This is a genomic window from Micromonospora sp. NPDC047738 (assembly GCF_040642675.1).
Lineage (GTDB): Bacteria > Actinomycetota > Actinomycetes > Mycobacteriales > Micromonosporaceae > Micromonospora.
In genome coordinates this window covers 90617-113164 of sequence record NZ_JBEYSO010000014.1, presented here as the reverse complement: position 1 = coordinate 113164, position 22548 = coordinate 90617, and the positions used below count along the sequence as shown (strand labels likewise).

Sequence of the window (22548 nt, the reverse complement as noted above, 5' to 3'; positions counted from 1 at the left end):
GTGACAGCGTGCCCGCCACACCTGCCGGAGAACTCGCCGTACCGCGGCTGCACCGGGCCGCACGGATCGAGGACGCCGTCCACGGCCTGGTCGAGCGTCGGCTGCGGCGCACGGGTTGGAAGGTCAACATCATCGCGTACGCCGGGTACGGCGCGCCGGGCTGGGCGCGGGTGCTCTGCCGGGTGCTGCTCGGCCGGCCGGACGTCCGCCAGCGGGCCCGACCGGAGAAGGTCCGCGGCTGGCGTAGCTTCGCCACCCTGCCCGCCAAGCACGCCACGGTGACCATCGAGGCCGGCGACGTATGCCACGAGACGACGGCGGACCGCAGCGGCTTCGTCGACACCGTCATCGAGGCCGACTTCACCCCCGGCTGGGGCAGCGTACGCCTCAGCGTCCCCGACGCCGAGCCGGTCGAGGCCCTGGTCCGCGTGCTCGACCCGAACGTCCGGTTCGGCATCCTCTCCGACATCGATGACACGGTCATGGTCACCGCGCTGCCCCGGCCGCTGCTCGCCGCCTGGAACACCTTCGTCCTCGACGAGCACGCCCGGGCCGCCGTGCCCGGCATGGCGGTGCTCTACGAGCGGCTGGTCACCGCCCACCCCGGCGCCCCCGTCTTCTACCTGTCCACGGGCGCCTGGAACGTCGCGCCGACGCTTACCCGGTTTCTCTCCCGGCACCTCTACCCGGCGGGGCCGCTGCTGCTCACCGACTGGGGGCCGACGGCCGACCGGTGGTTCCGCAGCGGCAAGGAGCACAAGCGGGCCACCCTGGCCCGGCTGGCCCGGGAGTTCCCGGACGTCCGGTGGCTGCTGATCGGCGACGACGGGCAGCACGACCAGGAGATCTACCGCGAGTTCGCCGCCGCGCACCCGGACAACGTGGCCGGGGTGGCGATCCGCCGGCTGTCACCCACCCAGTCGGTGCTGGCCGGTAGCCTGCCCGCCCCGCCCGGCCGCCCGTCCGCCGGCCCGGTCGGGCAGAAGTGGCTCGCCGCGCCGGACGGCGCCGGCCTCTGGAAGCTGCTACGGGAGGCGGGCCTGGTCTGACCGGCGCCCGCCGTGGCGCTCGCAGATCGACGCCAGTTCCGCGGATCTGGCGGTGTCGAAGGGTGCCGGACACCGCCAGATCGCCGACCTCTTAACCCGCCAGACCGGGATCAGTCGCGGCGGAGCCAGAGGGCGCCGAGCGGGGGCACCCGCAGCGTCGCGGACGCGGCCAGCCCGTGCCAGGGGACGCTCTCCGCGTGCACCGCGCCCAGGTTGCCCACGCCCGAGCCGCCGTAGTGGTGGGCGTCCGTGTTGATCACCTCGGTCCAGGTGCCGCTGGCCGGCAGGCCGATCCGGTAGCCCTCCAACGGTCGGGCGGAGAAGTTCGCCACGCAGACCAGGGTGGCGCCGTCCGGGGCGATCCGCACGAACGAGACGGTGTTGTTGGCGACGTCGTCCCCGGCGATCCAGCGGAAGCCGGCCGGGTCGGTGTCCTGCGCCCACAGCGCGGGGGTGGCCCGGTAGACGCGGTTCAGGTCGCCGACCAGGCGCTGCACGCCGGCCCGCGCCGGGTCGTGCAGCAGGTACCAGTCGAGGCCGCGCTCCTCGCTCCACTCCCGGTCGTCGGCCAGCTCGCAGCCCATGAAGAGCAACTGCTTGCCGGGGTGCGCCCACATGTACGCCAGCAGTGCCCGGACGTTGGCCAGCTGCTGCCAGGTGTCGCCGGGCATCTTGCCGGCCAGCGACCCCTTGCCGTGCACCACCTCGTCGTGGCTGATCGGCAGCACGTAGTTCTCGCTCCACGCGTACGCGAGGGAGAAGGTGAGCTGATGGTGGTGGTGCTGCCGGTAGATCGGGTCCTTCGAGGTGTAGAGCAGGGTGTCGTGCATCCAGCCCATGTTCCACTTGAAGCCGAAGCCCAGCCCGCCCTCAGCCGTCGGGCGGGTGACACCCGGCCAGGCGGTGGACTCCTCGGCGACCATCACCACCCCCGGGTGGTGCTTGTAGACGGTGGCGTTGGCCTCCTGGAGGAACGCGATGGCCTCCAGGTTCTCCCGGCCGCCGTGCACGTTGGGCACCCACTGGCCCTCCTGCCGGGAGTAGTCCAGGTAGAGCATCGAGGCGACCGCGTCGACCCGCAGCCCGTCGGCGTGGAACTGCTCGCACCAGTAGAGCGCGTTCGCCACCAGGAAGTTGCGCACCTCCCGACGGCCGAAGTCGAAGACGTACGTGCCCCAGTCGGGGTGCTCGCCGCGGCGCGGGTCGGGGTGCTCGTAGAGCGGGGTGCCGTCGAAGCGGGCCAGGGCCCACTCGTCGCGCGGGAAGTGGGCCGGCACCCAGTCGAGGAGCACGCCGATGCCGGCCTGGTGCAGCCGGTCCACCAGGTAGCGGAAGTCGTCCGGGTCGCCGAACCGGGCGGTGGGGGCGTAGTAGCCGGTGACCTGGTAGCCCCAGGAGCCGCCGAACGGGTGCTCCATCACCGGCAGGAACTCCACGTGGGTGAAGCCCAGGGTGGTCACGTACTCGGTGAGCTGCTCGGCGAGGTCGCGGTAGCCGAGGCCGGGCCGCCAGGAGCCGAGGTGCACCTCGTACACGCTCATCGGCTCCTGGTGCGGTCGCCGCTTCGCCCGGCGCGCCAGCCAGGCCGCGTCGCCCCACTCGTACGTGGAGTGGTGCACCACCGAGGCGGTGGCCGGCGGCACCTCGGTGCGCGCGGCCAGCGGGTCGGCCTTGTCCCGCCAGTGCCCGTCAGCGCCGAGGATGCGGTACTTGTAGCGGGCGCCGACCGGCACGCCCGGCACGAAGATCTCCCACACCCCGCTGGCGCCGAGCGAACGCATCGGCCAGCCGTCGTCGGGCGCCCAGCCGGTGAAGTCGCCGACCACCCGCACCCCGCGGGCGTTCGGGGCCCAGACGGTGAACGCCACACCCTCGTCGAACACCCGGGCGCCGAGCGCCTCCCAGAGCCGCTCGTGCCGCCCCTCGGCGATGAGGTGCAGGTCCAGCTCGCCCAGCGTGGGCGGGTGGCGGTACGGGTCGTCGTGCACCGTGCCGTCGACCTCGACCCGGTAGTCGAGCACCTCGCCGGGCAGCACGGTCTCGAAGACGCCGACGTCGTGCACCCGCTTCATCGGGTGCCGTTCGTCGCCGACCAGCACGACCACGTCGGTGGCGCCGCGCCGCAGGGTCCGGATGGTGGTGCGCCCGGCTGCCGGATGCGCGCCGAGCACGGCGTGCGGGTCGTACGCCTGGCCGGAGATCAGCTGCTCCATCGTTCGTCGTCCTCCACGGCCGGTGCGGTCGGGGCGGTGCCGCCGGAGAGGTCGGCGGGCACGTCCTCGACGGTCAGGTCGGGCGCCGCCGGGTTCGCCGGGTCCGGTGCGGCCGGCGCGGCGGCGCGCCGCACGGTGAACACGTGCGCGGGTTGCAGGTACGGGTCGAGCCGGACGGCGTTGCGCTGCCCCCAGTCGTAGCTGACCCCGGTCAGCTCGTCGTGGACGGTGAACCGGTCGTGCCAGTCGAGGCCGAGCGCCGGCATGTCCAGGGTGGTGTTGCCCCACTGCACGGCGCGGGAGTCGAACGAGCAGATCACCAGCACGGTGTTGCCGGTGTCCGGGTCGTGCTTGGACCAGCAGAGCAGGGCCGGGTTGTCGATGTCGTGGAAGCGCAGGTTGCGCAGCCGGTGCAGGGCGGGGTTGTCGTGGCGTACCCGGTTGAGGGTGGTGATGAACGGGGCGAGCGAGCGGCCGTGCGCCTCGGCGTCGGCCCAGTCCCGGGGGCGCAGCTCGTACTTCTCGTTGTCCAGGTACTCCTCGGCGCCGGGGCGGGCGACGTGTTCGAAGAGCTCGAAGCCGGCGTACATGCCCCAGGAGGGGGAGAGCAGCGCGGCCAGCACCGCCCGGATCTTGAACATCGGCGGGCCGCCGTGCTGGAGGGACTCGTGCAGGATGTCCGGCGTGTTGGGCCAGAAGTTCGGTCGCATGTAGTCGGCCGCCGCGACCAGCTCCTCGCAGTACGCCCGCATCTCGGCGGCGCTGGTGCGCCAGGTGAAGTACGTGTACGACTGGGTGAAGCCGATCTTGCCGAGGCCGTGCATGATCGCCGGGCGGGTGAACGCCTCGGCGAGGAAGAGCACGTCCGGGTCGACCTGCTTGACCTCCCAGATCAGCCAGTGCCAGAAGTCGAACGGCTTGGTGTGCGGGTTGTCGACCCGGAAGATCCGGATCCCCTCGCCGACCCAGTGCAGCACCACCCGCAGGATCTCCGCCCGGATGCCCGCCGGGTCGTTGTCGAAGTTCAGCGGGTAGATGTCCTGGTACTTCTTCGGCGGGTTCTCCGCGTACGCGATGCTGCCGTCGGCCCGGGTGGTGAACCACTCCGGGTGCTCGGTCACCCACGGGTGGTCCGGGGCGCACTGCAACGCCAGGTCCATCGCCACCTCCAGGCCCTGCTCGGCGGCGGCGGCGAGGAAGGCGCGGAAGTCCTCCGGCGTACCCAGGTCGGGGTGGATGGCGTCGTGGCCGCCCTCGGCGGCGCCGATCGCCCACGGCGAGCCGACGTCGTCCGGCCCGGCGGTGAGCGAGTTGTTGCGGCCCTTGCGGTTGACCCGGCCGATCGGATGGATGGGCGGCAGGTAGAGCACGTCGAAGCCCATCGCCGCGACGCCGGGGAGCCGGTCGACGGCGGTGCTGAAGGTGCCTGACTGGGCCGGCGCGTCGACGGTGGCCGGGATCGCGCCCTCGGAGCGGGGGAAGAACTCGTACCAGGCGGAGTAGAGCGCCCGGGGCCGGTCCACCCAGAGCTGGTATTCCTCGCCGGTGGTGACCAGCTCCCGGACCGGGTGGTCCCAGAGCAGCGCGGCCAGGTCGAGCGCCGGGCCGACCCGCCGGCGCAGCTCCAGGTCGTCGGCGCGCAGCGCGGCGGCCGCCGCCCGGACCCGCGCCCGGTCGGCCGCCGGCACCAGCTCCAGCGCCGCCTCCAGCACCCGGGCGCCCTCGGCCAGGTCGTTGGCCAGCTCGGCCGGGCCCTGGCCGGCGGCCAGCTTCTTGGTCACCGCGTTCTGCCAGGTCAGGTACGGATCGTGGAACGCCTCGACGGCGAATCGCCAGGTGCCGACCGTGTCCGGGCGGATGGTGGCGTGCCAGCGGTCCTGGCCGGGCTCGCCGGGCCGCAGCCGGGTGAACGGGCGGGCCGCGCCGTCCGGGCCGAGCCAGACCACGTTGCAGCCGAGCGCGTCGTGTCCCTCGCGGTAGGCGCGGGCCGACACCGGTACGAGTTCGTCCACTACGGCCTTGGCCGGGTAGCGACCGCAGGAGACGACGGGGGAGACGTCTTCGATCGGGAACCGTCCAGTCACCGGTTCAACCTACTGCGCGAGATCGCTTCGCGCTCGGTCAGCCGGCGGCGCCCACCGACCGGTACACCTCCAGCGTCCGCCGCGCGATCGAGTCCCAGGAGAAGTGCTCCACCGCCCTCCGCCGCCCGGCCCGGCCGAACTCGGCGGTGCGCGCCGGATCGGCCAGCAGCTCGTTGAGCCGGGCCGCCAGGTCGGCCACGAACCGTTCCGGATCCAGCGGCCGGCCGCTGCCGTCGGAGGCCTGGTCGATCGGCACCAGCAGCCCGGTCTCGCCGTCGACGACCACCTCGGGGATGCCGCCGGTGGCGGTCGCCACCACGGCCGTCTCGCAGGCCATCGCCTCCAGGTTGACGATGCCCATCGGCTCGTACACGGACGGGCAGGCGAAGATCGTGGCGTGGGTGAGCACCTGGATCACCTCGTGCTTGGGCAGCATCGCGGCCACCCAGACCACCCCGGAGCGGGTGGCCTGGAGCTCGGCGACCAGTTCCTCCACCTCGGCCGCGATGTCCGGGGTGTCGGGGGCGCCGGCGAGCAGCACGAGCTGGGTGTCGGCGGGCAGCTCCCGGGCCGCCCGCAGCAGGTAGGGCAGGCCCTTCTGCCGGGTGATCCGCCCGACGTAGACCACGCTGGGGCGGGACGGGTCGATGCCGAGCCGGTCCACCACGTCGGTGTCGTGGTCCGGGGTGTACTGCCCGGTGTCGATGCCGTTGTAGACCACCCGCACGCGGTCCGGATTCACCGCCGGATAGGCCGTCAGCACATCCCGCCGCATCCCCTCGCTGACCGCGATCACCGCGTCGGCGGCCTCCACCGCCGTGCGCTCGCACCAGGAGGAGAGGGCGTACCCGCCGCCGAGCTGTTCGGCCTTCCACGGGCGCAGCGGCTCCAGGCTGTGCGCGGTGACCACGTGCGGCACCCCGTACAGCAGCTTCGCGGTGTGCCCGGCCAGGTTGGCGTACCAGGTGTGGCTGTGCACCACGTCGGTGCCGGCGCAGCCGGCCGCCATCTCCAGGTCGACGCCCATGGTCCGCAGCGCCGGGTTCGCGCCGGCCAGTTCCACCGGCTCGGCGTACGCGGTGACGCCCGGCTCGTCGCGCGGCGCGCCGAAGCAGTGCACCCGCACGTCGGCGAGGCGGCGCAGCTCGCGCGCCAGGTACTCGACGTGCACCCCGGCCCCGCCGTACACCTCCGGCGGGTACTCCCGGGTGAGCAGATCAACGCGCAGCCGAGCGGAATCCGTCATGACCGGCACCCTAGTGCACAGGCCCGCCGCGCACCCGGCGCGGAACTGTGCCCGTACGAGTGGTGAAGTCGGGGCAGGATCGATAGCGTCTGAGCATGGCTGCCAAGGTGCTCGCGATCGTCCTGGCCGGCGGGGAGGGCAAGCGCCTGATGCCCCTCACCACCGACCGGGCGAAGCCCGCCGTCCCCTTCGGCGGGATGTACCGCATGGTCGACTTCGTCCTCTCCAACCTGGCGAACGCCGGCTACCTCAGGATCGTCGTGCTGACCCAGTACAAGTCCCACTCACTGGACCGGCACATCACCACGACGTGGCGCATGTCGACCATGCTCGGCAACTACGTCACCCCGGTGCCGGCGCAGCAGCGCCGCGGCCCGTGGTGGTTCGCCGGCTCGGCCGACGCGATCTACCAGAGCTTCAATCTGATCTACGACGAGCAGCCGGACTACGTGATCGTCTTCGGCGCGGACCACATCTACCGGATGGACCCGCGGCAGATGGTGGAGGACCACATCGCCTCGGGCGCCGCGGTCACCGTGGCGGGCATCCGCCAGCCGCTGTCGATGGCGAACCAGTTCGGCGTGATCGAGGTCGGTGAGGACGGCCGGCGGATCCGGGCGTTCCGCGAGAAGCCCACCGACGCGGTGGGGCTGCCCGACGCGCCGGACCAGATCTACGCCTCGATGGGCAACTACGTCTTCACCACGAAGGCCCTGATCGACGCCGTCGAGCACGACGCCGAGGACAAGAGCAGCAAGCACGACATGGGCGGCAGCATCATCCCGATGCTGGTCGAGCGGGGCGAGGCCAACGTCTACGACTTCAAGGACAACGAGGTGCCCGGCAGCACGGACCGGGATCGGGGCTACTGGCGGGACGTGGGAACGCTCGACTCGTTCTACGACGCCCACATGGACCTGATCAACGTCCACCCGGTGTTCAACCTCTACAACTTCGACTGGCCGATCTACAGCAACCAGCCGCCCTACCCGCCGGCCAAGTTCGTCCACGCCTGGGGGGAGCGGGTCGGCCGGGCGGTCGGCTCGTTGATCTCGCCCGGGTCGGTGATCTCGGGCTCGCTGGTGGAGAACTCGATCGTCTCGCCGAAGGTGAAGGTCCACTCCTGGGCGCACGTGGACGGTGCCGTGCTCATGGAGGGTGTCGAGATCGGCCGACACGCGGTGGTCCGAAGGGCCATCCTGGACAAGAACGTCTACGTCCCGGAGGGCGCCGAGATCGGCGTCGACCTGGAGAAGGACCGCCAGCGCTACACCGTCTCCGACAACGGCATCGTGGTCATCGGCAAGGGCCAGACCGTCGAGCCCTGACCGCCCGAACTCGCAAGGAGGACCCCGCAGTGGCCCACCCCCGCGCCGGCCAGCCCGCCGAGCCCGCCGACCTGGTCGACGTACCCCGGCTGGTCACCGCCTACTACGCCGCGCACCCCGATCCGGCGGACCCGGCGCAGCAGGTCTCGTTCGGCACCTCCGGCCATCGCGGGTCCAGCCTGAAGAACGCCTTCAATGAGGACCACATCCTCGCCGTCACCCAGGCGCTCTGCGACTACCGGCGGGAGCGGGGCCTGGACGGCCCGCTGTTCCTCGCCCGGGACACCCACGCGCTTTCCGCCCCGGCGGCGGTCAACGCGCTGGAGGTGCTCGCCGCTAACGAGGTCACCGTGCTGCTGGACAGCCGCGACGGCTACACGCCCACCCCGGCGCTGTCGCACGCCATCCTCACCCACAATCGGGGGCGCAGCGCCGGCCTCGCCGACGGCATCGTGATCACCCCGTCGCACAACCCACCCGACGACGGCGGCTTCAAGTACAACCCCACCCACGGCGGGCCCGCCGACACCGACGTCACCAAGTGGATCCAGGACCGCGCGAACGCCATCCTCGCCGCCGGGCTCAAGGAGGTGAAGCGCCTGCCGTACGCGCGGGCCCGGGCCGCCGACACCACCGGGGAGTACGACTTCCTGGCCCGGTACGTCGACGACCTGCCGGCCGTGCTGGACATCGCCGCGATCCGCGACGCCGGGGTCCGCATCGGCGCCGACCCGATGGGCGGGGCGAGCGTGGCGTACTGGGGCGAGATCGCCGAGCGGCACCGGCTCGACCTGACGGTCATCAACCCGACCGTCGACCCGACCTGGCGGTTCATGACCCTGGACGGCGACGGCAAGATCCGGATGGACTGCTCCTCGCCGAACGCGATGGCCTCGCTGATCGCCGCCCGCGACCGGTTCCAGGTCTCCACCGGCAACGACGCCGACGCCGACCGGCACGGCATCGTCACGCCGGACGGTGGCCTGATGAACCCCAACCACTACCTGGCGGTGGCGATCGGCCACCTGTTCCGGACCAGGGACCAGTGGGGACCCGCGGCGGCGGTCGGCAAGACCCTGGTCTCCTCCTCCATGATCGACCGGGTCGCCGCCGACCTGGGCCGCCCGCTGCTGGAGGTGCCGGTCGGCTTCAAGTGGTTCGTGCCCGGCCTGCTCGACGGGGCGGTCGGGTTCGGCGGCGAGGAGAGCGCCGGCGCGTCCTTCCTGCGCCGGGACGGCAGTACCTGGACCACCGACAAGGACGGCATCCTGCTCTGCCTGCTCGCCGCGGAGATCATCGCCACCACCGGGCGCAGCCCCAGCCAGCACTGGGCCGAGCTGGCCGAGCGCTTCGGCGCGCCCGCGTACGCCCGCATCGACGCCCCGGCCAGCCGGGAGGAGAAGGCCGTCCTCGGCAAGCTCTCCCCGGAGCAGGTGACCGCGACCGAGCTGGCCGGCGAGCCGATCACGGCCATCCTCACCACCGCGCCCGGCAACGGCGCACCGATCGGCGGGCTGAAGGTGACCACCGAGTCGGGCTGGTTCGCCGCCCGGCCGTCCGGCACCGAGGACGTCTACAAGATCTACGCCGAGTCGTTCCAGGGCCCGGAGCATCTGGCCCGGATCCAGGAGGAGGCCAAGGCCCTGGTCGACGCGGTGCTGTCGAAGGGCTGACGCCGGTCCCGGCGCTCGTCGCGGCTGCCCGGGCGGGCCGCTCCCGGCGACTGCCCTCGCCCGGCGGCGGGCTCCCGTCCGGCGGCCCCTTCCCGTCAGCGGCGGACTCCCGTCCGGCGGCCCGTCCCTGGTCAGCGGGGCGGGGCCAGCTCGCGCCGGTTGAGCTGCTCGCGCAGCTCCTCGGGCAGCAGTTCCCGGAGCTGGTCGGGCAGCAGCGGCAGGTCGAGCAGGCTGAGCTTGAGCTGGCTGCGCTCCTGGTAGCGGCGGGGATCGAGCCGGACGACCAGGCCGGCGTCGCGGACGTACCGGGCCTCCACCGCGCCCTCCGTGGCGGCATCGCGGATCACGAGGCCGTCGACCTCGACAGCCACCGGCGCCGAACTGGGCCGGAGGTCGAGCCGGATCCTCTCCTCGGGTGAGAACACCACCGATCGGGAGATGCCCGACATGGGCGCGGAGGGCGTCACCACCACCGCCTGGGTGGCGGGCGACACCAGCGGTCCGCCGGCGGCGTAGCTGTAGGCGGTCGAGCCGGTCGGCGTGCTCACCACCAGGGCGTCGCAGCGGTAGTAGCCGTACTCCTGGCCGTCGACGGCCAGGCTGGCGGTGACGAAGCCCAGGCCCGGCTGGCGGACCAGGGCTACGTCGTTGAACGCCACCACGTCGTCCCCGCAGACGTCGCAGGCCAGGCAGGCGTGCGACTCGATGGTGAAGTCGTGCGCCACCAGGCGGTCCAGCGCCCGCGGCAGGTCCGGCGGCTCCACCTCGACCAGGAAGCCGACCCGGCCCAGGTGCACCCCGAGCACCGGCTTCGGGTCGTGCACCGCCGCGCGCAGCGCACCCAGCATGGTGCCGTCCCCGCCGATGCTGATCAAGGCGTCCGAGCGGGCGGCCAGCTCCGGCCCCGGGACCGGCTGCACCGACGACGGGACCCGGTGCCGGTCCTCGGCGCGGACGGCCAGCGTCTTGCCGTGCCGGACCGCCCACCGGTCGATGATCCCGACCACGTCGGAGACGTCCCGGGTGGGATGCAGCACCAGCCCGAACACATACCCCGCCACCGGTACAGCTCACCACAGGACCGGGGGCAAGGCGGGTAAACCGGGCACGACGACGCGGGCGGGGATGTCGAGTGCTGGGCGATCATGTGGCCGCCCGGCGGGGGTCGCGCCGACACGGGGGGGCAGAATCGGATAAAACCGAAAGATTCCCCTCTAAGCTGACATCACGGTTCGTCGGCAGGAGGGCGGTACAGCAGTGGCATGCTGCGGCATCCACGCCGACCTCGAGGTGACTGGTGCACCGTACGGTCCGCTGTCCTCACGGGCGCCCGCCCCGCTGGCGCGGACGACAGGGGAATGCGCGGAAGGGGAAGGTTCGCGATGCGACTGCTGATCACCGGGGGCGCCGGGTTCATCGGTGCGAACCTGGTCCGGATCGCCTCGGCGGACCCGGCCGTCACCGACATCCGGGTGCTCGACGACCTCTCCACGGGCAGCAGGTCGAACCTGGCCGGACTCGACGTGGAGCTGCGCGAAGGCTCCATCCTGGACGAGGCCCGGCTGTCCCGTGCCATGGCGGACCGCGACGTGGTCGTTCACCTGGCCGCGATGTCCAGCGTGCCCGGTTCGATCCGGGAGCCGATCGCCGCGCACGGCATCAACGCCACCGGCACGCTCTCCGTCCTGGAGGCCGCCCGCAGAGAGGGTGTCCGGCACGTCGTGCTGGCCTCGTCGTCATCGGTCTACGGTGCCAATCCCGAGCTGCCGAAGAGCGAGTTGACCTGGACCAGCCCGCTCAGCCCGTACGCCGCGGGCAAGCTCGCCACCGAGGCGTACGCGTCCGCGTACCAGGCCTGCTACGGCCTGCCCACCCTCGCCTTCCGCCTCTTCAACGTCTACGGCCCCGGCCAGCGCCACGACCACGCGTACGCGGCGGTCATCCCCCAGTTCGTGCACGCCGCCCTGCATGACGAGCCGGTGGTCATCCACGGTGACGGCCACCAGAGCCGGGACTTCACCTACGTGGACACGGTCTGCGAGATCATCCTCGACGCTGTCCGGCGGCACGTGCACCAGCCCCAACCCGTGAACCTGGCCTTCGGCGCCCGGACCGACCTGCACTCGGTGCTGGCCGAGCTCGAACTGATCCTCGGTCGACCGGTCGCCCGGCGGTACGCGCCGGCCCGAACGGGAGACATCCTGCACTCCGAGGCGGACAACCATCTCATGCGCCAGTTGTTTCCGCAGGCGGCAGCCGTACCGCTCGCCGAGGGGCTCGCTGCCACGGTCGCGTGGCACCAGACGCACGTTCCGCTGCGGGCCCAGGTGGCCGCACGGCCCCAGCGCCGGGCCGAGCCGATCGTCGGCTGAGGCGGAGGGGCGAGCCAAGCTCACACCGGCGGGAGATCCCGGTCTCCCGGGCGAGCTCGGGACGAATAGGGAGCAGTGGGCGTTTTTGCATAACCTGTAACGGAACTTCTCGTTGAACGACGGGGCGGAGACCGGTGCCCTGCGCGAATGGCCGCCGCGTGGCCGCAACGAGGAGGTCCTTTGAAGATCGTCGTTACCGGGGCCGCCGGTTTCATCGGCTCGAACCTCGTGCGTGCCCTCGCCGACGCCCGACAGGTGACCGAGATCGTGGCGGTGGACGACCTGTCCACCGGCTCGCTGGACAATCTCGCCGACGTGCCCGTCCGCCTGATCATCGGGACCATTCTCGACCCCGACGTGCTTGACGAGGCGATCGCCGACGCCGACAGCGTCGTCCACCTCGGCGCCCTCGGCTCGGTACCCCGCTCGATCGACAACCCGATCGGCAGTCACCACGCCAACGCCACCGGCACGCTGAGCGTGCTGGAGGCGGCACGCCGCCACGACGTGCCCCAGGTGATCGTCGCTTCCTCGTCCTCTGTCTACGGGGTGAACCCGGTGCTGCCCCGCGTGGAGGAACTCCGGCCGATGCCGGTGAGCCCGTACGCGGTCTCCAAGCTCGCCACCGAGGCGTACGCCCTCGCCTTCGCCGCCTGCTACGGCATGGCGGTGCTGCCCTTCCGCTTCTTCAACGTCTTCGGCCCCCGCCAGGCTGCCAACCACGCGTACGCTGCTGTCGTGCCGCGGTTCGTCTCGGCCGCGCTGGCCGGAGAGCCGCTGCGCGTACACGGGGACGGCCAGCAGACCCGCGACTTCACCTACGTGGGAAGCGTCACCTCCGTCATCGTCGACGCAGTGCTACGTCAGGTCTCCAGCCCCGACGTCGTCAACCTCGCCTTCGGAGCCCGGATCTCGCTGCTCGAACTGATCGCCGAGCTGGAACAGGTCCTCGGCCGGCGGATGGACGTCGTGCATGAGGCACCCCGGCCCGGCGACGTCCGGGACTCGGAGGCCGACAGCTCCGCGCTGCGCGCGCTCTTCCCCGACGTGGCTCCCGTGACGTGGACCGAGGGGGTACGCGCGACGGTGGAGTGGTACGCGACACAGGTGTCGAAGCAGCCGGTGGGATGACCGACCAGCCGGTTCGGCGGCGCGGAACGCCGATTGCAGGGCCTGCGCCCGCGACCACGAGGACTTCGCCAGCTCCATCGGGGTCGACCTGAGGGACCGGATCCGCAGTACCGACGGGTACCTGACCACGACGCGCGCGAGGTCGCTGGGCTGCAGGACACCTGCCGGTCCGGAAGAACGCCGCCGTGATCTAGGAGCACGAGGGTGTTCCCGCCCGCTGAGGCCGTCGGTCCGGAGGTGGCTAGGCCGGCCGGACCCGGTGATGCGGCGGCTGGCGTCGGCGGCCGACCTCGTGTGGACGACCGGTCGTCGGAATCGGCGGGCGGTCCGGGGTTGGGCCCTCGCGCGCGCTTCGCGGCCTGAGGACAACATGGTCTTTGATCCGGACTGGGTGTTCTGCTTCGAGACGATCGAGCTGGGCAGCAACGGCGACCTCGGCTACCGGCCGATGCTGATCGCCGCCCCGGGCGGATCCGGATCGGTGGCTACGTCATGTTCGGCCCAGAGGTCACCTCAGGGGCGGGAACCACTTACCGACATCGTCGGCCGGCCCATGATCTCCGTAGGCAATCAGCCCGAGGAGCAGCGGTACGACCGAGAGGTGGCCATTGAGGAGCATATGGATAGGCGTCCGCGCGATCGTGCTGCACGCTGGACGATCGAACGGGGATGCCGTCGTCGGGGCGGGAGTTGTTGCGATCCGGTCGGTGCCGCCCTATCCGATCGTGGCCGGGAATCCGGCGCGGGTCATCCGGTTGCGGTGGCCGGTGGCGACCATCCGCGAGCATGAGCGCACGCCCTACCCCGCGGACCGACGGTTGGGCGACGAGGAACCGGACGCGAAGGCGGACCTTCCGGGGGCGTTCGAGGCGTCGACCACACCGGAGACGAAGGTGCGGACAATCGGGGTCCAGGCGCGGTAGTCGAAGTCGCGGGCGCGGGCCAGGGCCGCCTGGCTCATCCGTCGCCACTGCGAGTCGTCGAGTTGCAGCGCCCGGTGGAGCCCTCGGCGGACATCCTCCGCGGTGGGCCCGTCCAGCACGATGCCCTCCCGACCGTCGCTCACGTACCGGGCGAGGTCGCTGGTGTGGTTGAGCAGCACGGGGCAGCCGGCGGCGAGGCTTTCGGGCACCTTCGACGGGAAGCCGGCATGGGCGTACCCGGCGTCCGGCCGGACCAGGACCGAGAAGTGCGAGCGGCGCAGCTCGGCGAGCACCCGTTCCCGGGGGACCCGACCGAGAAACGCGACGGAGTCGGTGTCGAGCAGGCCGGCATCCAAATCGGAGGACCGGGGAGCGTCCAGACGCGACACGCCGGCGACCACCAGTTGGACCCGCTGCCGTTCCGGTGCGGGCAACCTGGCCAGGCCCTGCAGCACGACGGCGAGGAGGTCCTTCAGGCCAGGTGAGCCGGCGTACAGGATCCGTAGACCGCTGGCCAGGGGTGGCGGCGCGGGCGAGGTGAACTGCGCACAGTCGACCTGCGGCGGAACCACCAGGACCGGGCGACCGTGCCCCGCGTAGTGGGCGCCGAGCGTCTCCGAGACGGCGACCACCCGGCTGGCAAGGCGGCCGGCGAGCAGCGACGACCACCGGTGGCGGAGGAAGTAGGGCGCGAGCCGCCCTCGGGGAAACTGCCCGGGATCGTGCCGTTCGAGCACGTCGACCAGCACCGGGACGCGCAGGACGGCACGCAGGGCCGCCCAGGTCGTGAGGTTGAACAGGTTCAACGGAATGTAGACGCCGCTCACTTTGCCTCGCCGTACGCCTGCTCGGCGCAGCGCCCGCAGCACCCGGACCGGCCGCGTCTGCCGCCGCAGCCACCGGAGCAGCCGACCGTGGGCGCGGCTGGTAAGCGTGAGCAGCTGCACCTCCGGTGGCAGAACGGGCGCGGGATCGGGCCGACTCCCGTCGTCCGGCCAGTCGTTGACCACCAGGACAGTGCCTCCCGCCGGTGCCGCGGAGCGGGCGAGCTGGAGAAGTCGGTTCGACATGGCGTCGCCGTGCGGGAACCGGAACGCGCTCAGGACGAGCAGTCGTGGCGACGCCGGCGCGGCGACGGCGCGCGGGGACGGGGCAGTGGAGGTCGTTGCTGTCTGGTCCATTCCACCTCAGCATTTCGGTCGTTCATGTAGGTAAGGGGCTTTTGTCGGAGTCATCATACGCTGTCCTGCTTGTGGCGGTCGCAGCGCCGGAACGTTGTCTGCAAGGGGGAGACGTGGAGCCGAGGGGGAGAGCCGACCGTTCCCGGCGGCGGCCGGTGCCGGGAGGCAGCCGGTGAGCCGGCCCGTCGTCGTCCAGCACTTCGCTGGCTCGCCCGGGGCGAACGGTCCGTTGACCGCGGTCGAGCGGGTGCTCGCCTCGCCGCTCGCCGAGCGCTACGAGTTCCTCCGCATGCACCAGCCGCACGGCAATGGTGCGCTGAACATGCCCCTCCTTTGGCAGTGGGTGAGCATGCTGCGCCGGGTGCGGCCGGACCTGGTGCACGTACGTGGCCTGCAGAACGAGGGTTTCCACGGAGTCCTCGCCGCGCGGCTCGCCGGTTGCCGGCGGATCCTGGTCACGGTGCACGGGACCGTACGGGACCTGCGGCACGCGGGCCAGTCCTGGCGGCGCCGGCTACTCGTCCACGGCGCGGAACCGTTCACCCTGCGAGCCGCCACGCACGTCGCCACCGTCTGTGAGTACGCCGCCGGGCGTGACTTCCTGGCCGCCGCGGGCGCCCGGTTCATCGGTGTCATCCCGAACGGTGTCCCCCTGCCGCCGGAACCCGCAGCCGGTAGGGACCGGGTCCGCGCTGAGTTGAACTTGCGGCCCGACGACGTCGTGATGATCGCGGTGGCGCGGTTGACCTGGGACAAGGGGTACGGCGTGCTGGCTGACGCCCTGCGCCGGCTGCCTCCGACGACCGGTCGACGCGTGCTGCTCGTCGCCGGTTCCGGGCCCGACCGGGCCGGCATCGCGGCGGCCCTGGCCAGAGTGGATGCGACCGAGTGCCGGCCGCTGGGAAACCGGCTGGATGTACCGGACCTGCTCTCGGCCGCCGATATCTTCGTCTTCCCGAGCCTCCACGAGAACCTGTCGAACGCGCTGCTGGAGGCGATGGCGTACGGGCTGCCGGTAGTCGCCTCGGGGGTGGGCGGCAACGTGGAGGTGCTGCGTTCCGGGGGCGGCCGGCTGGTGCCGGCAGGTGATCCAGAAGCCCTGGCGGCGGCGTTGGTGCCCCTGCTCGACGAGCCGGCTGAGCGGCGCCACCTGGGGGAAATCGCACGAAAAGTCGTTGCCGAGCGCTACAGCCTTGATGTCATGCTCGCGGCCCTCGATGGCGCCTACCAGCGGGTGTTGCAGCGGTGAGCACAGCGGGCAACCCGTCGGTCGTGCTGCTCGGCTTCACCGTGCCGGACGACCTCCTCGTGGAGATCATGAAACGGGACTGGGTCATGCCGGTCCAGACCCATACGTTCGCGTGGGGTCTCGTCCGTAGCCTGCGCGCCGCAGATTGCCCGGTCCACCTCCTCTCCGCCGCGCCCGTCTCCAACTGGCCCGGCAACCGGCAACTCCGCTTCCGGTCCGGCTCCTTTCGGCAGGACGGCGTGGCGGGGCAGCTGCTCGGCTTCGTCAATGTGCTCGGGCTGAAGCACCTCACCCGCTTCGCCACGGTGTGGCGGATGGGCGCGCGGACGCTGCGGGAATCGAGGGCGGACGTGTTGCTGGTGCACGGTGTGCATTCGCCGTTCTTGTGGTTCGGTGCGCTGCGCGCGCGTCGACTGGGCGTACGGGTGGTCCCCGTGTTGACCGATCCGCCCAGCGTCGTCCTGCCCACCGACGGACGGCTGGTCCGGCTGCTGCGCCGGCTTGATCGGGCGTTGGTCCAGATGGCACTGTCGCGTTGCTCCGGGATAATCGCGTTGACGCCTGCCCTCGCCGACGATTTCGCTCCGGGCCTGCCCCGGCTGGTCATGGAAGGCATCTTCCATGCGGTGCCCAATCCCTCGACCACGGTCGAAGAGCCGACGACAGCGGCGCGGGGTGCTCGGGAGATCGTCTATGCCGGGGGTCTCAGCCGTTCGTACGGGGTGGACAGGTTGGTTGCGGCGTTCCGGGGGCTGCCGGACTGCGACCTGCGGCTGCGGGTGTACGGACGCGGTGAACTGGAGCAGTGGATTGCCAGCCAGGCTGCCGAAGACCCGCGCATCGCGCTGCCCGAACTGCTGCCTCGAGCGGCCCTGCTGCCCCGGCTGGCCAGCGCTTCCGTACTGGTGAACCCCCGTCCAGTCGGGCAGGACTTCGTCCGGTGGTCCTTTCCGTCGAAGCTCATCGAGTACCTCGCCGCCGGCGTCCCGGTGGTGACCACTCGACTTACCGGCATTCCAGCCGACTACGAGCCGTGGCTGCAGTTCGCCGATTCGGACAGCGCGGCGGGCCTGCGGGCGGCCATTGATCGGGTCCTTCGGCTGCCCCCCGAGGAGGGTGCCCGGATCGGACGCGGCGGGGCGGCCTTCGTTCGTGGCACCCGTGGACCGTCCGCGCAGGGCAGGCGGATGCGCAACTTCCTTGCCGCGCTTGCTGGGTCCAGCCACTCCGAACGCTCGCCCGAAGTGGTGGCTGCCGCCGCTCGCACCCCTTGACGCCACGACCTCGGTTGCGCTGCCCGATTTGCGTGACTCATCGGTGGCTCTGCTCGTTGTCCCGTGGTAAGCCGCGCCGATCGCCGGGCTGGCGTACGACCGGACGGGGGACGACGTGGAGGTAGCGGTGACGGGCCCCACCTTCATCGGCGTCAGTCCCGTGCGGGTGGACATCACCCCGGCAGTCACTCGGGTCATGGCGGTCGCGGATCCCTCCGCCCGGCTGTCGCAGAAACTGAACGGCTCGCAGGCGCCGCTGCGGCTCGCCGGCCAGTAGGAGCAGGCCGTGTCCACGACGCTCGCCGACCGGGACGGGCCCCCCGCCAGCGCCGGCCGCGCACCCGACCGCACCCGACGACTGTTCTCCGGCGTGGCCACCGCGCTGGTTAGCCGGGCCGCCGGTTTCCTTACGCCGATCCTGACGGTCCCGGTGACTCTGCCGTTCCTCGGCAAGGACCTGTACGGCCTCTGGATGGCCGTCGCCTCGCTGTCCGCCATGGCGGCCTTCGCGGACCTCGGGCTGGGCAGCGGTCTGATGACCAAGTTGGCCCCCTGCTACGCGCACGGTGACACTATGCGGGCGCGGCGCTACATATCCAGCGCATACCTGACCCTCTCGCTGCTCGCGGTCTTCCTGACCGGGCTGCTCTGGCTGCTCGCCGACGCCATCCCGTGGGTTGAGGTCTTCAACGTGACCGGCCAGATCACCCCCGAGCAGACCCGGCTCATCTCGTTGATCAGCCTCACCGCGTTCGCGCTCAACGTCCCGCTCTCGCTGATCGTCCGCGTGCAGTACGCCTACCAGCAGGTCAGCTGGAGCAACGTGTGGCAGACCGGGGGCAACCTGGCCGGCGTGGCGACCGTGCTGGGGCTGGTGTGGGCCGACCAGTCGCCGATCCTGGTCATCGCCGCATCGGCCGCCGCCCCGTTGCTGGTCAACCTGGCGAACACGGTCTGGTTCTTCGGACGACAATGCCCGCAGCTGCGCCCGCGGCTCGCGGCGGTGGAGGCAGCGACCGCTCGAGAGTTGACCCGACTCAGTGGCCTGTTCTTCCTGGTGACCGTGGTCATGTCGGCCGCCACCAACGCCGACACGCTCATCATCGCGCACACCCTCGGCCTGTCCAGCGTGGCCGCCTTCGCCGTGCCGGCGAAGCTGCTGGCCCAGGTCGGGCTCGTTGCCGCGCTCGTGAACGTACCGCTCTGGCCCGCCAATGGGGATGCCCTGGCGCAGCGGCAGCTCGACTGGGTGCTGCGGATCACCCGCCGAATGACAGTCGTCTCGGTGCTCGCCGCGGGCCTGCCAGCCGCTGCCTTCGTGCTGCTCGGCGATCGGCTCTTCGCCGTGTGGCTTCCGGTGCCGATGGATGGTGACCCGTGGCTGCTGGCTGGTCTCGGCGCGTGGTGGGTGCTCCAGGCCGGGCTCTCGCCGCGGTTCATGGTGCAGAACGCCGCCGGTGTCATCGGGCCGCAACTGATCGGTTGGACTGTCTTCCTGGCGCTGTCGACTGTCGGCAAGTGGTACGGCGGCGAGTGGCTCGGGGTCAACGTCGTGCCCTGGGTCGGTGCTGCCTGCTACGCGCTGACCGTCGCTCCGGCCGCGCTCTACGGCTATCACCGGACGCTGCGGCGGCACCGCCCTAAGGTGATCGAGGAAGGATCGGGTGAGCAGCTTGTCGCCCCGTGAGGAGTTCCCTCGGGTGCTGATCGTGAGCGGGGCGGTCCTGGACCGCACCACCGGCACCGGGATCACATTGTCGAACCTGTTCGCCGGCTGGCCGGCGGACCGGCTGTCCCAGCTCTACCTCGAAGACCGGGAGCCGGGGCCGGGGATCGGTGGCACGTTCCGGCGGTTCGTGCTTGAAAACGCACCGGTCGAGCACCACGCCCTCCGGCTGTGGCACCGGATCCGCCGGCACCCTACCAGCGGCACAGTGGGGCCAGAGGTCGAGCAGCCGGCCGTCGCGCCGCTCCCCGGTCCGCTGCGTGCCCGGCTCCGCATCCAGTTTCGGGCGTTCTTCGACCTCAGCCCGATCCGGGTACCTCACGACGTGCGTGCGTGGCTGCGCGCACAACGCCCGGAAGTGATCTACACGACCATCGGCAGCATCCGGGTAATGCGTCTCGCCGTGGTCGCCGCCGAGGAGTGCCGGGCATCCTTGGTGCCGCACTTCATGGACGACTGGCCGAGCACCCTTTACGCGCAGGGACAGGTGCTCGGCCTGCCTCGCCTCGCCGTGCGCGCCGGCGTCCGGAAGACGCTGCGGCACAGCTCGTACGGGATGGGGATCAGCGAGCCGATGGCCCGCGAGTACGAGCGCCGGTACCGGCTGCCGTTTGCCACCTTCGGCAACTGCGTGAACGCGGCGGAGTTCGCCGCCCCGGACGCTTCGCCGGACCTTGAGCAGGACCGGCCGGTGGTTGAGCTCGTCTACGTGGGCGGCCTGCATCTGGACCGCTGGCGGTCGCTGCGTCGGGTATGCGAAGCGGTGGGACTCCTCGCGGCGCGGGACGTGCCGGTCCGGCTCACGGTGCACGCACCGACGGCGGACCTGGTCCATTACGGCGACGCGTTCGCCGGGCTGTCGGCGGTCCGGCTGGGCCGATCGTTGGACAGCGCCGAGGTGGGTGCGGTGTTGCGCCGGTCAGACGTGCTGGTACACGTCGAGTCCTTCGCGGCCGAGCACCGCCGCTACACCCGCTACTCACTGTCCACCAAGATCCCGCAGTACCTGGCGGCCGGCCGGCCGCTGCTCGGCTTCGGTCCGGCCGAGCTGGCCTCTATGGCCCACATCGGCGCGGCGCGGGCCGGCGTGGTGGTCGGCGTGGACGATCCCACCGCGCTCGCGACCGAGCTGTCCCGGCTCTGCACCGACCGCGCCCTGCGCGACCGCCTCGGTCGGCAGGGCCTGGCGTACGCGGTGCGCCACCACCGCGCGGACCAGGTGGCGGCCCGCTTCGCTGAGGTGCTCCGGGAGGCGGCTGGCCGCCCGACCGGCCTCCCGTCGGCGCACCGCCGGCGGTTGCAGGCGGCAGAGGTGTCCAGAGGCTGAGCCGGCACCGGGGCCGCCGGCTGGGATGCGTTCATCGGCTTATCAGGTTTCGCGCTCCCCGGCCGACGGCGGCCAACCGGGGGACTGGCTGGTGGAATCGACCACGGCCCGGCCTGCGACCCTGGCCGGGCAAGGGACGTGCTGCCGAGCCCGCCGGCTCAACCCGTAGTGGGCCTGGAGATCTTCGCCGGCGTGCTGCGGGGTGGCGACTGGGGAATCACGCGAGTGGACCGGTGATGCCGGCCGTTCGACGCCCAGCCGCCGGCCGGGACGCCCGCCTGCGGCAGCACGCTGATCAGCGCGAGGACGAGCCAGAACGCCAGCGATGTCTCCCACTGCCCACTGAGCCAGATCGGGACCATGGCGGCGGCGAAGGTACCGCTCAACAGCAAACTGACCCGACCGGTGCGGGCGGTGGCGAGCAGCGCCGCGGCGATCACGCCGAAGTAGAGCAGCACACCTACCAGGCCGAGATCGTTGCCGACGGTCAGCAGCAGGTTGTGCGGTCCGATTTCGAACGGGTTGGTGCCGATGAACACTCCGGCGCCAGAACCGGTCAGCAAATCCTCCGACCACGTCTTCAGGGCGTACGGCCAGATGGCGAGGCGGCCGGAGAGGTCGCCGGTGGGTCGGTCGTACAGGTTGTCGAGCCACATGATCTGGCGTTCCGGGAGGAGTTCGAGCGGCACCAGCACAACGAGCGCGATGATGACCACGACCAGGGTGCCCACGGTCAGCCGAGGCACGAGCCGGCCCATGAGCAGCACCGCCGCCCCAAGCACAATGCCGACGGCTGCCCCTCGGCACCCGGTGAGCAGGACGGCGTACCCGAGGAGCATGGCGATCGCCAGCGGGCTGAGCCGCAGCAGCAGCCGGCCGGTGGTGACCGCGGCGACAACCAGGGCCAGCACCATACCCGCCGTCAGGGTGTATGCGGTGAAGTTCAGGTTGATGCCGTCGATTCCGTACCGCTGGCCGAACAAGTCCACCGGGCCCTGCGACCGCGCCCCGGTGATGACCTCGATCGCGACGACGGCGCAGCCGGCCAGGAACGTCCATCCCACCAGTAACAGGTCGCGCCGCCTGTGCAGCACGTGCCGAGCGGCCACGAAGAGCAGGCAGACCGAGGCATACCGGTAGGCCGCGGGCGACGTGAGACTGGCCCAGTCCGTCCAGATCAGACTCGCGTACGCCCATCCGCCGGTGAGTAGCGCGAGGACGTCCGCAGTGCGCAGGCGCGGCAGCCGGACGGTGAGCGCGACGGCGACGACCGCGAGGATCGCCGCGTAGTTGAACGACCACGAGGGGGGCCTGGCCGTCATGAAGGCCACCACGCAGAGCACGAGCACGCTGGCCAGGCCTCCGCCTGGCGCTCCGGTTCCTGATGTCGCTGATGGGCGCCGGGGAGACGGTAGACCGGCCGCAGCGGCCGGCAGGGCCGGGTAGTCGGTCGGTGCGGCGTGCGGGATCGCGGCCATGACACGGCCGACCCGCGGCGGCGCCGCGGTCATGGGCGTGCCCCCGCAGGTCGGACGGTTGGGATGCACAGCCGGCGAGCCAGGCGCGTCCGCACTCGGCGTCGATTCGAGCCTGACGAGTTACCGCGCGGCATGAAACTCCTTCGGTGACGGGTCAGGAGGCCCGCGCAGGGGTGGGCTCTCGGCGGACGTCTGAGCCGACGGAGCCCGCCAGCGGGCAGCACGAAACCGTTCTACCAGTCAAACGGCGTTGAAGAGTGTGATTCCGCAAGTGTCCGCTATGAAAACGGTCGA

At 71.5% G+C, this 22548-nt stretch carries 17 protein-coding genes; 11 read left to right on the top strand and 6 right to left on the bottom strand.

All coding sequences use genetic code 11. The features are described from left to right. The first annotated feature begins 8 nt into the window (after nucleotides 1–8). Nucleotides 9–1049, top strand: a complete 1041-nt coding sequence (locus ABZ783_RS22265; RefSeq protein ID WP_357441357.1) for a phosphatase domain-containing protein — start codon at nucleotides 9–11, stop codon at nucleotides 1047–1049. Nucleotides 1050–1159: 110 nt separating this feature from the next. Here ABZ783_RS22265 and glgB read toward each other — a convergent pair whose 3' ends face one another. From glgB to glgA, 3 genes are read right to left on the bottom strand one after another with little or no spacing between them, the layout of a single operon-like run. Beyond that, nucleotides 1160–3262, bottom strand: coding sequence for a 1,4-alpha-glucan branching protein GlgB (gene glgB, locus ABZ783_RS22260; protein WP_357441355.1), 2103 nt, complete (start codon nucleotides 3260–3262; stop codon nucleotides 1160–1162). Next, on the bottom strand, nucleotides 3250–5346 hold the full coding sequence (locus ABZ783_RS22255; RefSeq protein ID WP_357441354.1) for an alpha-1,4-glucan--maltose-1-phosphate maltosyltransferase: 2097 nt from the start codon (nucleotides 5344–5346) through the stop codon (nucleotides 3250–3252). Before ABZ783_RS22255 ends, glgB begins: the two co-directional genes overlap by 13 nt. 37 nt (nucleotides 5347–5383) lie before the next feature. Beyond that, nucleotides 5384–6592, bottom strand: a complete 1209-nt coding sequence (gene glgA, locus ABZ783_RS22250) for a glycogen synthase (RefSeq protein ID WP_357441352.1) — start codon at nucleotides 6590–6592, stop codon at nucleotides 5384–5386. 95 nt (nucleotides 6593–6687) lie between these two features. Here glgA and glgC point away from each other — a divergent pair, with 95 nt between their 5' ends. Then, nucleotides 6688–7920, top strand: coding sequence for a glucose-1-phosphate adenylyltransferase (glgC, locus tag ABZ783_RS22245; protein ID WP_357441350.1), 1233 nt, complete (start codon nucleotides 6688–6690; stop codon nucleotides 7918–7920). Between the two features lie 29 nt (nucleotides 7921–7949). Beyond that, on the top strand, nucleotides 7950–9593 hold the full coding sequence (gene pgm / locus ABZ783_RS22240) for a phosphoglucomutase (alpha-D-glucose-1,6-bisphosphate-dependent) (RefSeq protein WP_357441349.1): 1644 nt from the start codon (nucleotides 7950–7952) through the stop codon (nucleotides 9591–9593). A 131-nt stretch (nucleotides 9594–9724) separates the two neighbouring features. Here pgm and ABZ783_RS22235 read toward each other — a convergent pair whose 3' ends face one another. Beyond that, nucleotides 9725–10654 (bottom strand): NAD(+)/NADH kinase, encoded by a 930-nt coding sequence (locus ABZ783_RS22235; RefSeq protein WP_357441347.1) that lies wholly within the window; start codon nucleotides 10652–10654, stop codon nucleotides 9725–9727. A gap of 321 nt (nucleotides 10655–10975) precedes the next feature. On the opposite strand from ABZ783_RS22235, the gene ABZ783_RS22230 reads away from it, so the two are divergent. From ABZ783_RS22230 to ABZ783_RS22220, 3 genes are all read left to right on the top strand, one after another. Further along, entirely contained in the window at nucleotides 10976–11965 is a 990-nt protein-coding gene (locus tag ABZ783_RS22230) for an NAD-dependent epimerase/dehydratase family protein (RefSeq protein WP_357441345.1), read from the top strand. Between the two features lie 180 nt (nucleotides 11966–12145). After that, nucleotides 12146–13096, top strand: a complete 951-nt coding sequence (locus ABZ783_RS22225; protein WP_357441343.1) for an NAD-dependent epimerase/dehydratase family protein — start codon at nucleotides 12146–12148, stop codon at nucleotides 13094–13096. 370 nt (nucleotides 13097–13466) lie between these two features. After that, entirely contained in the window at nucleotides 13467–13886 is a 420-nt protein-coding gene (locus ABZ783_RS22220; protein ID WP_357441342.1) for a hypothetical protein, read from the top strand. Nucleotides 13887–13895: 9 nt separating this feature from the next. Here the strand turns inward: ABZ783_RS22220 and ABZ783_RS22215 are convergent, their stop codons facing one another. Continuing rightward, on the bottom strand, nucleotides 13896–15200 hold the full coding sequence (locus ABZ783_RS22215) for a glycosyltransferase (RefSeq protein WP_357441340.1): 1305 nt from the start codon (nucleotides 15198–15200) through the stop codon (nucleotides 13896–13898). A 172-nt stretch (nucleotides 15201–15372) separates the two neighbouring features. Here ABZ783_RS22215 and ABZ783_RS22210 point away from each other — a divergent pair, with 172 nt between their 5' ends. From ABZ783_RS22210 to ABZ783_RS22190, 5 genes are all read left to right on the top strand, one after another. Then, complete coding sequence (locus tag ABZ783_RS22210; RefSeq protein ID WP_357441339.1) at nucleotides 15373–16449, top strand: glycosyltransferase; 1077 nt, start codon at nucleotides 15373–15375, stop codon at nucleotides 16447–16449. Next, nucleotides 16446–17723, top strand: coding sequence for a glycosyltransferase (locus ABZ783_RS22205; RefSeq protein WP_357441337.1), 1278 nt, complete (start codon nucleotides 16446–16448; stop codon nucleotides 17721–17723). Before ABZ783_RS22210 ends, ABZ783_RS22205 begins: the two co-directional genes overlap by 4 nt. Nucleotides 17724–17850: 127 nt before the next feature. Next, nucleotides 17851–18000: a hypothetical protein gene (locus tag ABZ783_RS22200; protein ID WP_357441335.1), complete on the top strand. Its 150-nt coding sequence runs from the start codon at nucleotides 17851–17853 to the stop codon at nucleotides 17998–18000. 9 nt (nucleotides 18001–18009) lie between these two features. Beyond that, nucleotides 18010–19410, top strand: a complete 1401-nt coding sequence (locus tag ABZ783_RS22195) for a lipopolysaccharide biosynthesis protein (protein ID WP_357441333.1) — start codon at nucleotides 18010–18012, stop codon at nucleotides 19408–19410. Continuing rightward, complete coding sequence (locus tag ABZ783_RS22190; protein ID WP_357441331.1) at nucleotides 19388–20776, top strand: glycosyl transferase family 1; 1389 nt, start codon at nucleotides 19388–19390, stop codon at nucleotides 20774–20776. Before ABZ783_RS22195 ends, ABZ783_RS22190 begins: the two co-directional genes overlap by 23 nt. 158 nt (nucleotides 20777–20934) lie before the next feature. Here the strand turns inward: ABZ783_RS22190 and ABZ783_RS22185 are convergent, their stop codons facing one another. Further along, nucleotides 20935–22098, bottom strand: coding sequence for an O-antigen ligase family protein (locus tag ABZ783_RS22185; RefSeq protein ID WP_357441328.1), 1164 nt, complete (start codon nucleotides 22096–22098; stop codon nucleotides 20935–20937). Nucleotides 22099–22548 lie beyond the last annotated feature (450 nt).

Excerpts from the sequence above, each read along its gene's own strand:
- ABZ783_RS22215 (WP_357441340.1), bottom strand. The coding sequence starts at position 15,200 with ATGGACCAGACAGCAACGACCTCCACTGCCCCGTCCCCGCGCGCCGTC.
- glgC (WP_357441350.1), top strand. The coding sequence starts at position 6,688 with ATGGCTGCCAAGGTGCTCGCGATCGTCCTGGCCGGCGGGGAGGGCAAG.
- ABZ783_RS22230 (WP_357441345.1), top strand. The coding sequence starts at position 10,976 with ATGCGACTGCTGATCACCGGGGGCGCCGGGTTCATCGGTGCGAACCTG.
- ABZ783_RS22220 (WP_357441342.1), top strand. The coding sequence starts at position 13,467 with ATGGTCTTTGATCCGGACTGGGTGTTCTGCTTCGAGACGATCGAGCTG.
- glgB (WP_357441355.1), bottom strand. The coding sequence starts at position 3,262 with ATGGAGCAGCTGATCTCCGGCCAGGCGTACGACCCGCACGCCGTGCTC.
- ABZ783_RS22185 (WP_357441328.1), bottom strand. The coding sequence starts at position 22,098 with ATGACGGCCAGGCCCCCCTCGTGGTCGTTCAACTACGCGGCGATCCTC.
- glgA (WP_357441352.1), bottom strand. The coding sequence starts at position 6,592 with ATGACGGATTCCGCTCGGCTGCGCGTTGATCTGCTCACCCGGGAGTAC.